The 14,541-nt window shown below is 56.8% G+C and carries 11 protein-coding genes and 1 tRNA gene; 4 read left to right on the forward strand and 8 right to left on the reverse strand.

Annotated features, from left to right (window positions below; all coding sequences use genetic code 11):
• Positions 1-35 precede the first annotated feature (35 nt).
• The 3 genes from ACXAET_RS13370 to ACXAET_RS13380 all read right to left on the reverse strand — a co-directional run bounded on the left by ACXAET_RS13370 (position 36) and on the right by ACXAET_RS13380 (position 3,399).
• Positions 36-1,058, reverse strand: coding sequence for an aspartate-semialdehyde dehydrogenase (locus tag ACXAET_RS13370; protein ID WP_475185822.1), 1,023 nt, complete (start codon positions 1,056-1,058; stop codon positions 36-38).
• A gap of 110 nt (positions 1,059-1,168) precedes the next feature.
• The gene (locus tag ACXAET_RS13375) at positions 1,169-2,203 is read right to left on the reverse strand and encodes a glycosyltransferase family 4 protein (RefSeq protein ID WP_475185824.1); all 1,035 of its coding nucleotides are present in this window, start codon (positions 2,201-2,203) and stop codon (positions 1,169-1,171) included.
• Between the two features lie 23 nt (positions 2,204-2,226).
• Complete coding sequence (locus ACXAET_RS13380; protein ID WP_475185826.1) at positions 2,227-3,399, reverse strand: MFS transporter; 1,173 nt, start codon at positions 3,397-3,399, stop codon at positions 2,227-2,229.
• 141 nt (positions 3,400-3,540) lie between these two features.
• On the opposite strand from ACXAET_RS13380, the gene ACXAET_RS13385 reads away from it, so the two are divergent.
• Positions 3,541-4,683 carry a DUF3095 domain-containing protein gene (locus ACXAET_RS13385; RefSeq protein ID WP_475185829.1) on the forward strand — a complete coding sequence of 381 codons (1,143 nt, stop codon included), beginning with the start codon at positions 3,541-3,543 and terminating at the stop codon, positions 4,681-4,683.
• Between the two features lie 3 nt (positions 4,684-4,686).
• Here ACXAET_RS13385 and ACXAET_RS13390 read toward each other — a convergent pair whose 3' ends face one another.
• On the reverse strand, positions 4,687-5,457 hold the full coding sequence (locus tag ACXAET_RS13390; RefSeq protein WP_475185832.1) for an HpcH/HpaI aldolase family protein: 771 nt from the start codon (positions 5,455-5,457) through the stop codon (positions 4,687-4,689).
• A 273-nt stretch (positions 5,458-5,730) separates the two neighbouring features.
• Between ACXAET_RS13390 and hpaR the strand changes: the two genes are divergently transcribed.
• Positions 5,731-6,165: a homoprotocatechuate degradation operon regulator HpaR gene (gene hpaR, locus ACXAET_RS13395; RefSeq protein ID WP_475185835.1), complete on the forward strand. Its 435-nt coding sequence runs from the start codon at positions 5,731-5,733 to the stop codon at positions 6,163-6,165.
• Positions 6,166-6,630: 465 nt separating this feature from the next.
• The gene (locus tag ACXAET_RS13400; protein ID WP_475185838.1) at positions 6,631-7,329 is read left to right on the forward strand and encodes a fumarylacetoacetate hydrolase family protein; all 699 of its coding nucleotides are present in this window, start codon (positions 6,631-6,633) and stop codon (positions 7,327-7,329) included.
• 3 nt (positions 7,330-7,332) lie between these two features.
• Here the strand turns inward: ACXAET_RS13400 and ACXAET_RS13405 are convergent, their stop codons facing one another.
• Positions 7,333-8,541, reverse strand: coding sequence for a winged helix-turn-helix domain-containing protein (locus ACXAET_RS13405; protein WP_475185839.1), 1,209 nt, complete (start codon positions 8,539-8,541; stop codon positions 7,333-7,335).
• 4 nt (positions 8,542-8,545) lie between these two features.
• Positions 8,546-9,571 (reverse strand): LacI family DNA-binding transcriptional regulator, encoded by a 1,026-nt coding sequence (locus tag ACXAET_RS13410; protein ID WP_475185842.1) that lies wholly within the window; start codon positions 9,569-9,571, stop codon positions 8,546-8,548.
• A gap of 115 nt (positions 9,572-9,686) precedes the next feature.
• Here ACXAET_RS13410 and ACXAET_RS13415 point away from each other — a divergent pair.
• A tRNA-Arg gene (locus ACXAET_RS13415) sits at positions 9,687-9,763 on the forward strand.
• Between the two features lie 812 nt (positions 9,764-10,575).
• On the opposite strand, the gene ACXAET_RS13420 is transcribed toward ACXAET_RS13415, so the two are convergent.
• Positions 10,576-13,242: a methyl-accepting chemotaxis protein gene (locus ACXAET_RS13420; protein WP_475185845.1), complete on the reverse strand. Its 2,667-nt coding sequence runs from the start codon at positions 13,240-13,242 to the stop codon at positions 10,576-10,578.
• A 104-nt stretch (positions 13,243-13,346) separates the two neighbouring features.
• Complete coding sequence (locus tag ACXAET_RS13425) at positions 13,347-14,507, reverse strand: ABC transporter substrate-binding protein (RefSeq protein WP_475185850.1); 1,161 nt, start codon at positions 14,505-14,507, stop codon at positions 13,347-13,349.
• Between the last annotated feature and the right edge of the window lie 34 nt (positions 14,508-14,541).

Consider the following 14,541-nt stretch of genomic DNA (forward strand, 5'->3'; position numbering starts at 1 on the left):
TGCGACGGGGTTTCAAGAATTCAATGCGCTGACGCTTAGCCCTTTTTCAGAACCTCACGGCCCAGCAATTCGGCGATCTGTACCGCGTTCAGAGCCGCACCCTTGCGCAAGTTGTCGGAAACGCACCACAGGTTGATGCCGTTTTCAACGGTCGAATCCTGACGGATACGGCTGATAAAGGTGGCGAAATCGCCCGCGCATTCAACCGGTGAGACGTAGCCGCCCGCTTCGCGCTTGTCGATTACCATGATGCCCGGTGCTTCGCGCAGGATATCGCGGGCTTCATCTTCGTCGAGGAACTCCTCGAACTCGATATTCACAGCCTCAGAGTGGCCGACGAACACGGGCACGCGGACGCAGGTTGCGGTGACCTTGATCGACGGGTCGACGATCTTCTTGGTCTCTACAACCATCTTCCACTCTTCCTTGGTCGAGCCGTCCTCCATGAAGACGTCGATCTGAGGGATGACGTTAAACGCGATCTGTTTCTGGAATTTCTTCGGCTCTACGTCAGTAGTCGGGTTGTAGATCGCTTTGGTCTGATCCCAAAGCTCATCCATGCCTTCCTTACCGGCGCCCGAGACCGACTGATACGTCGACACAACAACACGCTTGATCTTGGCGCGGTCATGCAGCGGTTTAAGTGCAACAACCATCTGCGCGGTCGAGCAGTTGGGATTGGCGATGATGTTCTTGTTCTTATAGCCGTGGATCGCCTCGGGATTACATTCCGGCACGATCAGCGGAATATCAGGGTCGTAGCGATAGAGCGAACTGTTATCGATCACCACGCAGCCCGCTGCCGCCGCCTTGGGCGCGTAGGTCTTGGTCGCGTCCGAACCGATGGCAAACAGCGCCATGTCCCAGCCGGTGAAATCAAAGGTGTCGATGTCCTGGGTCGTCAGTGTCTTGTCGCCAAAGCTTACTTCGGTTCCCAGTGAGCGACGGCTTGCCAGTACGGCAAGGTCATCGACCGGGAACTGGCGTTCCGCCAGGATGTTCAGCATTTCGCGGCCCACGTTACCCGTGGCGCCGGCGACAACGACGCGATAGCCCATTTCATGTCTCCAAAGTTAAGGACGCGCGTTCATAGCCGCGTTGCAGCGAAGAAAAAAGGGTTATCAGGGATTTTTGCTGCTATGACGCCGATTTTCCGCAGTAGCACGTGTCAGGCTTTGCTCAGAAGCTCTTCGTACAGGGACACAAGGGTCTTGGCCTCACCGTTGATATCGAAATTCCTCTCAACATGGGTGCGGGCGGCGAGTCCGGATTGTGAAAGGGAATCAGGGTTTGATAACATTTCAGCCGCGGCATTGATCAACGCGGGGATATCACCGGGTGTAACTACGCGACCCAACGACGGATCCGTCACGATCTCGGAGAACGCACCGACATCCGTGGCAACAACCGGCACGCCGCAGGCCATCGCCTCAAGCGGGGTCAGGCCGAACCCTTCCCACCGCTGCGGGGCGATGAACAGATCCAGTACCTGATACCACGCGGCGATCTGGTCGACGGTCACTTCGGGCATAAACAAGATGCGTTTAGAAAGACCGGCCTTGGCGACTTTGTCCTTGAGTTCGGCCAGAAAACCGGTGTGTTTCTCGGTCGCGCGGCCCATGACGATGCCGTGGACGTCGTCGAAGCGGCCGCACAGATCGATCATCGCATCAACGAAGGCGTCGGTGCCTTTCTGATGCCGGATGCGACCATAACACCCCAGCAACAGGCCTTCTGGCAGGCCCAGTCGCGCCCGAACAGCGGCCTTGTCCTCGGGCGGAGCGAAATCCTGCAGGTTGATGCCATGCATAATCACCTGCGCGTCTCGCTCCAGATACCCTGCGGTCTTGCGCGAGGTGGCTACCACGGCATCCATCTTGTCGATCAGCCATTTGGTATAGCCCGTATGGGCGCGTTGCGAGGCGCTGGTGAACAGAAGTTTCAGGCGCAACCGCAGGATATCGCGCAGGATCAGGCCCAGCAGCATCTCGGTATTGCGCCGTGCATGCCAGACGCGCAGGGTCTTGCGCGACAGAAAGGGCAGGCGACCCAAAGGAATATGCGGGATATCCGACGGCAACCCCGGTCCTGTGGCCGCGATATCGATCCATTGCGCCTGTAACGGCACCAGACGTGCAATCGTTGCCGTTACGCCAGATAGTCGGCGTTTGAGATTGGGTGCAATGACGCGCGGGTCAGACATAAATGCTCCTGACGGGTTCAGCGCTAATCAACGCTGTCGCGGCTGAACAGGTAAATCACACAGCCAAGGGCAAGCGTGATTGCGAAAAAGCCGAATATCGCTGTGTAAGGCGCGGTTGGGCTGATGTCCACCGTGGCCGCGTGGATGCGCCCGGTGACGAATTGCGCAAGGCCGACGCCGCCAATACCAAAGAGGTTCAAAAGGGTCATGCCGCGCCCCACCAGATGCGGTGCCACAAATGCCCGGCCATGCGCCATGATGACCGGAAAGCTGGCCCCAAGGAAGCCGATCACCGCCATCAGAACCACTGACAGCCAAACCGCGCTGTCGATCCACAGACACAGCAGGACCAGTGCTGCCGCGCCCAGCGTGTTGCCACCAAAAATCACCCATTTTCGTGTACCAAGCACCCGATCGAGCGGCCCGTAGGCAAATGTTCCGGCGATCATGGCCGCTCCCATAATGAGGGTCGCGGTTCCGATCTGGGTTGTGCTGAGGTTGAAGATATCGCTCAGGTAAGGCCCAGCCCACAGGCCGCGCGTGGCCGCCGATGGCGCATAGGCAACCAGCATAAGCGGCAGGATCGCCCACAAGGCAGGTTCTTTCAGCAGGTCCAGCACGGACCCTCGATGCTCGGTCTCGACCTTCTTGGGATCGTTCACCGTGCTCCAGATCCCCAGTGCGATGGCTCCCGAAAACAAGGCCAGAACCCACATCGTCGCCCGCCACCCCATCAACTCAACCGCTAAGGCCGTTGGGTACGAGGCCACAAGATTGCCGACGGACCCGACACCCAGCATGACCGCGGCCAGCGTTGCAAAACGCGCAGGCGGGTATTCACGCGCAAATATGTAGTAGGATGCCATAAGCACCGGTGAGCACCCAACACCGATCAATCCCATCGCAATTGCGATGTGAAAGGGCGTACTGGCAACGGCAAACAAGGCCGCGCCGCCTGCGCCGCCAACCAGCAGCAGGCTGGCTGCTGTCAGGCGCGGTCCGATCCTGTCCAGCGCCCATCCTACCGGCAGTTGCATTGCCGCAAAGATCAGGAACCATAGCCCCGATGCAAAGGCCAGATCCTCGGGCGTGGCGTTGATATCGCGCCCCAGATCGACGCTGAGCACCGCCAGAAAAGCGCGAAAAAACTGGCTGAGCACATAGCCCAGACACAAAACCACCAGTCCCGTTTTCATGAAATGCCTTTCTTCTTCACCAGCGCGGGAAGCAGTGGCATGTCGCAATGCATTACACAAGCGCGTGTGCTACACTGTTTGTACCGGACAGTATTCACATTTGGGCTATCGTTAGATCAAGAACATCACCCCGAGGTGCAAATGAAAGACGCCCAGGCCGCTTTTTACGAAAGCCTTCCCCTTCAGCGGGACTTTACGAGTTTGGCGCAACCCGCGCGGTTTTCGGCCGTGCCCGACGACTGGGCGCTGGGTGTCGCTGACATTGTCGATTCGACCGGTGAGATTGCCAATGGGCGATACAAGACGGTCAATATGGTTGGTGCCGCTGTGATCTCGGCCATGATCAACGCCCTGAAAGGGCAACCCTTTCCCTATGTCTTCGGCGGTGACGGTGCTGCATTTGCGATCCCTGCAAGTGCTGTGGACATTGCCCGAACGGTCCTGGCCGAGTTGCGGCGCTGGGCTAAGGAAGAATTCTCGATCGCGTTGCGCGCGGCCTTGGTGCCTGTGTCAGAGCTCCGTCAGGCAGGGCGTGACCTGCGTGTCGCGCGTTATGCACCCTCGAACGGCGTGGACTATGCCATGTTTTCAGGCGGAGGTCTGGCTTGGGCCGAGGCAATGATGAAAGAGGGGCAGTTCCAGGTCCCGCCTGCTGACCCCGGTGCTCAACCCGACTTGACGGGTCTGTCCTGCCGGTGGTCCAACATCAAGGCGCAGCATGGCAAGGTCGTTTCCCTTGTAATTGAGCCAACGCCGCAAGCAACTGAGAGCGATTTTGCTGATCTGGCGCAGTCAGTCCTTTCAGTAGCCGAAGCGTTGGAGCGTGCGGGCCATCCGGTGCCGGAAAATGGTCCGCCTATCAAGTGGCCACCGCCCAATTTGGCGCTTGACGCAAGTGTTTCCAGGTCCGGGCGAAATCTGTTTACACAAAAGATTAAGCTGCTGGTCCAAAACCTGCTGATCGCTACTCTGTTCAAGTCCGGTAAACGCCTCGGCCAATTCGACCCTGAACACTACAAAAACATGGTCAGCCGTAACGCCGATTTCCGAAAATTTGACGATGGGTTGAAAATGACTCTGGATTGCGATTCAGCGACATTCTCGCAGATTGAGATCATGCTGGAACAGGCGCGCGCGCAGGGCAAGATCCGGTACGGTGTGCACGCGCAGGATGAGGCGATGATGACATGTTTTGTACCCTCGGCCACCCGCGATGATCATGTGCATTTCGTAGATGGTGCCGCGGGCGGTTATGCGCAGGCCGCGGCAGCGATGCAGGCCTAGGTCCTACTTTGCCGTCCACTCGGCGGCCAGCGCCCGGGCCGCCTGTATCAGCAACATTACGTCGATCCCCACTGCAAGAAACTGAGCGCCCATGTCCATGTAGGCCTGACGAGCAGCGTCATTGGTGGCCAGAATTCCGGGTGCTTTACCTGCAGCCTTTATGCGCGTGATCGCGTCAGCAATCGCGGCTTGAACCTCGGGGGCATCGCTTTTGCCTTGAAATCCCATATCTGTAGACAAGTCCGCCGGGCCGATAAAGACACCATCTACACCTTCGACCGCTAGGATTTCATCCAGCGCGGCCAGACCGGCGCGGTTTTCGACCTGAACCAAAAGGCAAATCTGTTCATCTGCAGATTGCACGTAGTCTGATATCGACCCATACCCCGTCGCCCGCGCCGCGGCAGCACCTACACCGCGCAGGCCTTCGGGAGGGTATCGACACGCCCGTACCAGTTCGCGCGCTTGGTCGGCGCTGTTCACCATTGGGACCAGGATGGTCTGTGCACCAATATCCAGCACCATCTTGATCAGCGCAGTATCTCCCACGGGCACCCGCACCACCGGATGCGTCGGGCTTGCCGCAAGGGCCATCAACTGATCCCGGATCGAGCGTATATCATTCGGCGCGTGCTCGCCATCTATCACCAGCCAGTCGAACCCTGCTGTACCCATGATCTCGGCGGTGACAGCCTCACCAAAGCTGCTCCAGCAGCCGATCAGCCTGTTGCCCTGTGTTAGAGCCTGTTTAAACGTGTTTTTTGCAGCGGGCATACGTGCACCTTTCTGTTGTTCAGAGGGCAATGCCAGCTATAGCGGCATCCACGCGGCTATTTAACGGACCGGTCCAAGAGAAGACCACCAAATTATCTGAGTGTTAGGTAGCGCTAATCGGAAGTTAAACTGCTTCCAGCGCCTGTCCGTTCCTGCGGGCGGGCCAAATTAAGTTGGGGCAGGCAAACAAACCCAGCCTGATATGCCCCTAAAAACGCCGCCAAAATAGGTTAATAACGTTGCAGTGCAGTTGGAATTCGGCAACACTTTCGTATGACCAATGATGTACCATTGACGTCACGTTCATTGCCTATTGCGCTGCTGAGGGCTCGGGAACGGGTCATGGGACCCATTCGGAAGATGTTGGCAGATGCCGGTGTTACCGAACAACAATGGCGCGTATTGCGTGTCCTGAACGAGGAAGGCCCGCAAGAACCGACCCACATTGCAGAGCGGGCCTGTCTACTGCTGCCCAGCCTTACACGAATTCTGCAAAAGCTTGAGGCAAAGGACCTGATCGTGCGGCGCATGCATCCAGGTGACAGGCGCCGCCAGATTATCGACATCTCTGACAAAGGGAACCAGATCATTAAGAACAATATTCAGGTAACAATCCAATTGGCCGAGGATCTGCGCACTAAAATGGGTCCTGAACGTCACGAAGCTCTGCTGGACCTTCTCAACGAATTGCGGGATTTGGAAACCTAAGGGGTGTCCCTCGAACCCCGTCAGAGACAAGTTGTATCCCTGACGGGGCGGCCAGACGGGTACTGGATTATTTGCCTGGCCCGAGGCCGGTTGCGTCAGATATGCCCAACGGTCCGACCTGCGTTTCAGAGAACGCGCCGGTTTGAAATAAAACCGACTCTGTGACGCAAAGACGTGTTGGGGGTTATGTCTCAGGCCATGGTTCTCTGAAATTGTGACTTCCTGACCTCTGTGTGCCGCGCGATGCTTTGACGCGACACTTGGTCGGCATTAATACGTCCGTTCTTCACGTGAGCAGTGACGGTGCTAATCGACCTCTGTTTGTGGCCGATGTCCTGAATATGATCTAGGCGCAGGTGTGCAGATTTCCAAGACAGGGCGACCAGAATGTGATGACCAGCCACAAGGGCGGCTTGCTCCCCCAGATCACGATACTAAGATGCCTGAAAATTAGCGGGGACCCCAATGCCGGACATTTTGTTTTCTCTTTCCGACCCGATAGCGATCCCGGTGCAGGGGCAGGCTGCGGTCTATCCGGTAGGTCGGATATTTTGTGTTGGCCGCAACTATGCGGCACATGCCGCCGAGATGGGCCACGAGGTTGATCGCGAAGCCCCATTCTACTTCACCAAGTCCGCGCCAAACGCCGTGCTGACAGGGGCAACCGTTCCATATCCTCCCGGAACCGAAAACTTCCATCACGAGATGGAGTTGGCGGTTGCTATCGGAAAACCTGTCTTCCAGGCTACCAGTGAACAAGCTTGGGATGCCGTTTACGCTTATGGTTGTGCCCTAGACATGACCCGTCGCGATTTGCAAATTCGCGAGCGCAACAAGCAGCGCCCGTGGGATTTGGGCAAAGACCTAGAGGCCGGTGCCGTGTTTGCGCCGCTGACATTGGCCGCGGACTGGTCGCCGAAAGACGAAACGCGCATTTTCTTGAATGTGAATGGAGAAATTCGTCAGGATGCTACTCTGGATGAGCTGATCTGGAAAATTGACGAGATCATCAGCCATCTGTCCTGTTTCTATCATCTACGACCCGGAGACCTGATCCTAACCGGCACGCCCGCAGGCGTGGGTCCAGTACAAGCCGGGGACCAGATTTACGGTGGAATTGACGGTCTGGACCCAGTTCAACTTACACTGTGTGCCGCAGAATAGACCCTATTTCGGGTCTTTCAGCCAATCCGTTGCGAACTTCACGTCGTCCAAATCCGCAAAACGGCGAACCCGATCCAGCTCTGATTGCAGCCGTTTCATACGGGCATCCGACCAACGCACAGATCGTTCCGGCCACAGGGCGCTGACCTTGAGAACGCCTTGATCGCGTTGTGCTTTCATGTCGATGCGCCCGATCATTCGATCGCCCTCTAAAAGGGGAAAGACGTAATAGCCATATGTCCGCTTGGCGGCAGGAACGAACACTTCAATGCGGTAATGAAATCCAAAAAGCCGCTCGGCCCGCTTGCGGTCACGCAGCATCGGATCAAAGGGGCTAAGAACCCTCATGCGCCCCGGAACCGATGGCACCTCAGCCTCGATAAAGTCTGGTCGGGCAAGCAATTTGCGCAGCTTGCCATCAGCGCAAGTAACTTCGATTTCCTGCAAAAGACCGTTTGTTAGAGCCTTTTCTGACCATTGCCGAGCTTCAGCAACGCTGACAGTATCCCAGAATGCAGCCAGCTCTCTGGGTGTTGCGAAACCTAAACGGTCCAGTGCTGCGTTGCACAGCCAGGCTACCGTTTCCTCGACATCACAGTGCAGATTGCCCGGACACAGGTGCGTTTCGATCACCCGCTCGGTCAGATCGTACCGCTTTTGAAAGCCGCTGCGCCCGATAACGGTCAACGCACCAGACCGCCACAGAAACTCAAGCGCTGTTTTGGACGGATGCCAATCCCACCATCCGCCAGATCCCTTTTCTTCATCCTTGCCCACGTCTGACGACGATACCGGCCCATGATCGCGGATATGCTGTAGAACGGTTTCGAACTGTTTTTCGAACCCGTCCCGTCGCCAGTTTTTCCAGCGGGATTTGAGCAGTGCCGCGTCGCGTTGAAACCGCAAATGCCAATGCGGGTAGAATTCAATCGGAATAACGGCGGCGTCATGTGTCCAGTGCTCGAACAGCGCACGGTCACGCTCATACAAGCGCTTGAGGTTTTTCGCTCGGTACGATGGCCTGCGGGAGAACAGGATCATGTCATGTGCGCGGGCGACAGTATTGATGCTGTCCAGCTGTACGAAACCCAACCTTTGGATCAAGTCCAACAAGTCGGCTCCGCTGGCCCCGCCCGAAGGTTTCTCGGCCAGCGCATGACGATCCATGAACAGGGCGCGGGCCGCCCTGTTGTCCAGTCGTGGAAGCACCATTAATTCAGCGCCGCTTTAGCGTTTCGCCATAGCTGATCTTCGGGGTCAAGGTGATGCGGGTTTCGATATCGGCATCCGGCTCTGCCAGTTGCGCGGCAATGATCTCAGCCGCCTTGCGCCCGATTTCCAATCGGCACGCATCCATCGTAGCCAACTTGCGCGGAAGACCTTGCAGCAGTTCGACATTGTTAAACCCCGCCAACCCGATTTGCCCGGGTATATCAACCCCCTGTTCCAACAGGTACAACAAGCCCCCGGCGCCAATCATATCGTTGGAATAATACAGGAAATCCAGCTCGGGTGACCGTTCCAGCATGGCTTGCGTCATCTCGCGCCCCTTGGCCAGCGCTGAGCCTCCGGAATAGAACTCGCGGTCTTCAATCTCGATCCCGTTTTTGCCCAGCACTTCGGTGAAGCCTTCGAACCGTTTGCGGGCACGGTGGTCCAGCGGCATTTTGGTTCCCATAAATCCGATATGCCTGTAGCCCGCCTTCAAAATTGCTTCGGCCATTTCGCGCCCGGCGCGGCGGTGTGAGATTCCCACCATGGCATCAACCGGCTTGCCGTCGGTGTCCATGATCTCAACCACCGGTATTCCAGCCGAGTCCAGCATCGCGCGTGCAGCTTCGGTATGCTCCAGCCCCGCAATGATGACGCCTGAAGGTCGCCACGAAAGCATCTCATACAGTACTTTTTCTTCTTTCTCAGGCAGGTAATCTGTGACGCCGACCACAGGTTGTAATTCGGTGTCTTCCAGAACCTGATTGATGCCGGTTAAAACCTCGGGGAAGACCATATTTGACAAAGACGGGATAATCACCGCGACAAGGTTAACCCGGCTTGAGGCCAGCGCACCTGCGATCTTGTTGGGCACGTATCCCAGCTCTTTCGCGGCAGCCAGAACACGGGTGCGGGTTGCGTCCGAGACATCGCCACGGTTCCGCAAAACCCGGCTGACCGTCATTTCGGATACTCCTGACGCTTCCGAGACATCACGAAGGGTAAGCGGGCGTTTTGTTTCTGTGGTCACCGGGGGCACCTGCACTGTTGTTTTGACCGATGGTAGCGTGAACAGGGCGCTGTTTACAACTGTTGCACATAGGCCATGACATCCCTGAAAAACCAAGGTAGAGAATGCCTTGCGCGGCCCCGTGGCTCAACTGGATAGAGCAGCCCCCTCCTAAGGGGCAGGTTGCAGGTTCGAATCCTGCCGGGGTCGCCAGTGGTGTCGTGTTGCAAGCCTGGCATAAGAATGCACAAGCCCGGCATTCAAGCTCTTGAGCGGTCGAGTTTCTTTTGGAGGGCTTGACGTATTTGCATGGTTTTTTGCACAAATTGGCGGATGGTCGAGCTTCGTTTGCCTCAAGCACGAGTTTTTCTCAGCCGTCCATATGTGTATGCCAAGTGCAGTGTAACGGTTTCGATAGCTCCTTGGCTCTGAAGACTAAAAAAGTGACTGCCGAGATAGCATAGCGTCTGGTCGCGAGAGACTGCGGGGATGCCTCGGTCGCGGACGGTGACAGGACCTTTGCGCGTGTCCAGTACACTGCGCGAAATTACTGACCGTATCTACTAATTGCGGAGATCTTGCGAAGCAATTTGCCCGGGAAACAAAGCGTATGGCCCGACGACAAGACTACAGTCCGCGTTAGGAGCACAGTAGATGAATCGGAGAGGCGAATGATTGGACTAACGCGTCTGGTGGTACAACCCTGCCTATCGCAGGGTGGAGCGAGTGCGACCGCGCTGCGTACTGCCACTCGCCGCTAGAAATCAAACCCGGCTGCTGGCGTTACAAGGATAAGTATGCAAGTCCCGGACTGACGTTTGGCCACCCTATCCGACGGACTTTTGCGCGAACTGATCCTTCAACAAAAACAGCGCTCTTTTGTGCCGATCATTTCGGCGATCTGTAAAAGCAAGAGGTCGTGTCACCCGCCCACATCCACAGTAAGCTTTCTCGCTGAAGATGCGCGGCGGACCTATTTCTGAACTGCGAACTATACCTTCACAAGACTTGAAGATGCAAAAGACCTAGGCCACGAATTGCTTTGAATTGGTAAATGGTTCATCCGCAACAAAACCTCTCATGCGATCGTTTTTGCCTGTGTCTTGAGTGTCGATGGTAAACGCATCGATGAGCCCGGACAGTTTTTCTGCGTCTTGGCTGAGCAATTGACCGGCAGCGCTGGTTTCCTCGACCATGGCCGCGTTCTGTTGGGTCACCTGATCCAGTTGAGACACAGCAATATTCGCTTCGCTTAGCCCCGTTGCCTGTTCCGATGTCGAATCCGCGATTGCAGAGACAAGGTTCGAGATATGCGATACGCGATCTGAGATGCTGCGCAGCGCCGCCCCTGTCCGACCCACAAGGTTTACTCCGGATTCCACCTGGTGCGTGCTCTTGGAAATCAGGTCCTTGATTTCGCGCGCGGCGTCGGCGGTGCGTTGGGACAGACCGCGAACCTCTGAGGCGACCACGGCGAAGCCACGGCCTGCGTCGCCTGCGCGGGCAGCTTCGACACCCGCATTCAGCGCCAGCAGATTGGTCTGGAAGGCGATGTCGTCGATCACACCGATAATTTGTGATATCTGGGAAGAACTGTCTTCAATATCTTTCATCGCCGAGACGGTTTCCTCGACGATTTGACTGCTGGCAATTGCCTCGTCGCGGGCTTCGTTTGTTGTGTTTTCCGCATCGCGCGACCCGTCTGCGGCGGAACGAACGCTGGCGGTGAGTTCCTCAATCGCGGCGGCTGTTTCCTCAAGCGTCGCGGCCTGGCTCTCCGTCCGGTGGGAAAGGTCATCTGACGCCTGCCTGATCTCGGCGGAACCGCTGCGCAACGAATCCGCAACCTGAAAAACCTCGACAACGGTTGCGTTCAATGTGCTGGCGGTCGTGTTGAAATCATCCTTCAGTTTCGCGTAACCATCGGTTAATTCCTGCGTGATGCGATAGGTCAGGTCACCTTTGGCGAAATGGGCAAGACCGGTACCGATCGCATCAACCGCTGCCGTTTGCTTGGCGTGGTTTTCCATGCGTTCCTCCTCGGCGATCCGGGCCATGTCTTCCTTTTCAACAAGCCCGTCGCGAAACACCGTCAGCGCGTTTGCGATGCGGCGAACCTCGTCGGACGCGCGCTCAAACCCGGTGACGGGGGTCATGTCACCTTGCGACAGTCGCTCGGTTGTGCGGCTAATTGCGTTCAGCGGACGAATGATCATCCAATGGTTCATCAGCAAAGCCAGCAGCACGAAGCCAAGTGAAAAAACTCCCAGTTTCTCTAGATTGCTCTGAACTTTGGTGGCATCAGCAGCCATCGACCGCGCATTGTCAGTGATTGTTTGCTGGCTGGTCATGCCTTGGAGCGATGCCGCGCCGGCGATCTTAAGAACCGCCTTTACCGTTTTTTCTGCAGCATCGGCAGCAACCCGGTCAGAGTCCAGAGACTTCATCCGCAGGAAAGCCAGCCCCTGATCCGGAGAAGCCATTTCGGATAGGCGCGAAAGCGGATTTGCGAGTGAACCTTCAGCAAAATCGGCATATTTGAGCAACGAGCCAGCCGCCGCATTCAACGCGCCTCCGGCGATCCGTGCCTGTTCCAGTGTCTGGGCACTGGCGATTTTCAGCGCCTCAATCTGATAGGCGGACAGCCAGGAGTTGATTTCGAGCAGGTCGTTCATATAAGCGACTTCATTGTCCAAAAGCCCCTGGATTGCATCCCGGTTCCCAGAGGCTGCATCCTCGGCCGCAATAGTCAGTTCAAAAACCATATCATCAATCGCTGTAGAGAGCGCAGCATCTGCCTGCTGCCGCCCCGACAGAACCGCAGCCCGATCGACAGGCCTGCCCAGCCGTCCCAAGGCAAAGGCCTTGTCAAGGATCCCAAGAGTATTCTGGAGGTCTGCTTCGATTTCGGCGCCGTAATCCCGCGAAGCCAACGCGTCCAGGCCGTTGGCAAGATGTTTCTGATAGGAAGAGGCCAGATCCGTAAGGATGGACTGCATCGCCTTGTCCTGGGTTGAAGCCAGAGCGAGCGACACACCGGACATCAGGTTCAGCTGAGCGCGTATCTCAAGCAACTCTTGTAGGGCGGTAAATTTATTTTCGACGAGGTCCGCCATCGTGTCTTCAATCGCGGCAATCGTGTCTTCGCCTTGGATCGCAATGTTGAAATAGGCATCGTCGGCAGTTTGCAGCAGGATCGTCTGCAGCGCGGTAACCTCTTCCTGCAGATCATGCGTCATCTCTGCTGCGCGGCTATTGAAATCAAAGGCGCTCTGGCGCGCTGCGACCAGCGTATCCAGGGTCTGCATGACATGTGCCAGATCGGTGCTGAACGCCGCCCGGCTCTCGTCTGGTTGCGCCGCAACGGCTTTCGTCAGGGCTTGTGATGCCGTCTCAAGGGTTTCCTCTGCCTGGGTTAACCCGGCCAGATCCTGTTGCATGAGGGTGAGAATCATTGCGTCTTTGGTGGCGCTGGCGGCTGAAATCAGAGCAGTGCTTTGGCTTAGCATCGGCAGGTCCCGCGCCGTCATGTTGTCTGCGCTGACAGCCACCCGGCTGAAGGATTGATAGGTCAGGTAGCCTGCTCCGCCTGCAACAGCGGACAGCGCAACAAGGATGAAGGTAATTTTGCCGCGAATGCTGGAAAGTAGATTGAGGCGGCGCAAGAAAGCGGATCCTTTGAAGCGAAGCATATGCATATCCTTGGTGATTTATCTGGATGGCATTTAGTCCTGCCCGATTGGCGGGCAGGATGTTTGCAGACAGGCAACGCGCGGCACGCGGTGCCACCAATCCGCTATGAGCCGCCGCCGGATATGACCGGCTCGAACGTGCCGTCAGCGGTGATGCGTGTCAGAAAGACCTCATCCATGCCCTGGTTATCGTCCGGCCCATAGTCGAGGGTCACACCGCCTAGATCGACCGTGGTCAGCGCAGCGAGTGACATCAAAAAGTTTTCGCGCGTCAGGTTCTTGCCCGCATCTTCCAGCGCTTCAATCGCGAGGCGACCCACGATATACCCTTCGAGCGAGACAAACCCAGGTCCTGCCGCTGCATCGACGGCCTTCAGCGCGGTTTTGTAGCGGGCAACCAGCGGATTAGAATCATCCCACGGGAATGGAACCACTTGGCTGACGATCACCCCTTCGCCCGCATCGCCAAGTTCTTTCGCCAGTGCGTCTGATCCCACAAATGAGATATTCACGTAAGTTGCGTCGAGGTTCATTTTGCCCGCAAGTTTGATGAATTCGGCAACTGGCTTGTAAGCGCCTACCATGACCACGGCGTCCGGTTTGACTTTGCGGATCGCCAAAAGTGCTTTTTTCACGGCCGTGGTGTTTCTGGTGTAGGTGCCTTCTGCGGCAAGCGTCATGCCGCGTTTTTCCAGTGCGGCGGTGACCCCATTCAAACCGACGCGGCCAAACCCGTCATCCTGATATAGAAGCGCGATGGATTTCATGCCCTGCTGATCAACGAGATACTCAATCCACGCTTCGGTTTCGGCAGAATACGTGGCGCGCACGTTGAAGATATTGCCGTGGCCCGCGTCGCGGAGGAACCCGGCACCCGTAAACGGCCCGATAAAAGGAAGGCCGGCTTCGGTGGCAATAGGCTGGGTGGCAGAAGAGGTTGGCGTCCCGACGGCACCGATCAGGCCGATGTGCTTATTGTCTGCGACAACCGTTTTCACCAGATCTGCAGAGCGGTCTGGCTCATAGCCGTCATCCATACTGTCCAGTTTGATCTTCCGGCCATGCACACCGCCGGTTGCGTTCACCTCTTCAAAGGCGGCGGTCAAGCCTAGCCGCATGCCGGTGCCCAGTGCCGAGGCGGGTCCTTCGAATGCGGCAACTTGTGCAAATGTAACGCTGTTGCGGGTAACACCCTGTTCAGCCGCAGCGAAAAAAGGCAGAGTCGCCATGATGCCCGCGGCGAGCATCGTCTTTTTAAGAAGCATTGGTATTCTCCCGTGGTTTTCGAAATTCCACCGG

This window comes from Ruegeria sp. AWH4_226, from assembly GCF_056159225.1.

What these genes read in the sequence shown, in the direction of transcription:
- ACXAET_RS13370 (WP_475185822.1), bottom strand. Translation starts at nt 1,058, where the DNA reads ATGGGCTATCGCGTCGTTGTCGCCGGCGCCACGGGTAACGTGGGCCGC.
- ACXAET_RS13375 (WP_475185824.1), bottom strand. Translation starts at nt 2,203, where the DNA reads ATGTCTGACCCGCGCGTCATTGCACCCAATCTCAAACGCCGACTATCT.
- ACXAET_RS13380 (WP_475185826.1), bottom strand. Translation starts at nt 3,399, where the DNA reads ATGAAAACGGGACTGGTGGTTTTGTGTCTGGGCTATGTGCTCAGCCAG.
- ACXAET_RS13385 (WP_475185829.1), top strand. Translation starts at nt 3,541, where the DNA reads ATGAAAGACGCCCAGGCCGCTTTTTACGAAAGCCTTCCCCTTCAGCGG.
- ACXAET_RS13390 (WP_475185832.1), bottom strand. Translation starts at nt 5,457, where the DNA reads ATGCCCGCTGCAAAAAACACGTTTAAACAGGCTCTAACACAGGGCAAC.
- hpaR (WP_475185835.1), top strand. Translation starts at nt 5,731, where the DNA reads ATGACCAATGATGTACCATTGACGTCACGTTCATTGCCTATTGCGCTG.
- ACXAET_RS13400 (WP_475185838.1), top strand. Translation starts at nt 6,631, where the DNA reads ATGCCGGACATTTTGTTTTCTCTTTCCGACCCGATAGCGATCCCGGTG.
- ACXAET_RS13405 (WP_475185839.1), bottom strand. Translation starts at nt 8,541, where the DNA reads ATGGTGCTTCCACGACTGGACAACAGGGCGGCCCGCGCCCTGTTCATG.
- ACXAET_RS13420 (WP_475185845.1), bottom strand. Translation starts at nt 13,242, where the DNA reads ATGCTTCGCTTCAAAGGATCCGCTTTCTTGCGCCGCCTCAATCTACTT.
- ACXAET_RS13425 (WP_475185850.1), bottom strand. Translation starts at nt 14,507, where the DNA reads ATGCTTCTTAAAAAGACGATGCTCGCCGCGGGCATCATGGCGACTCTG.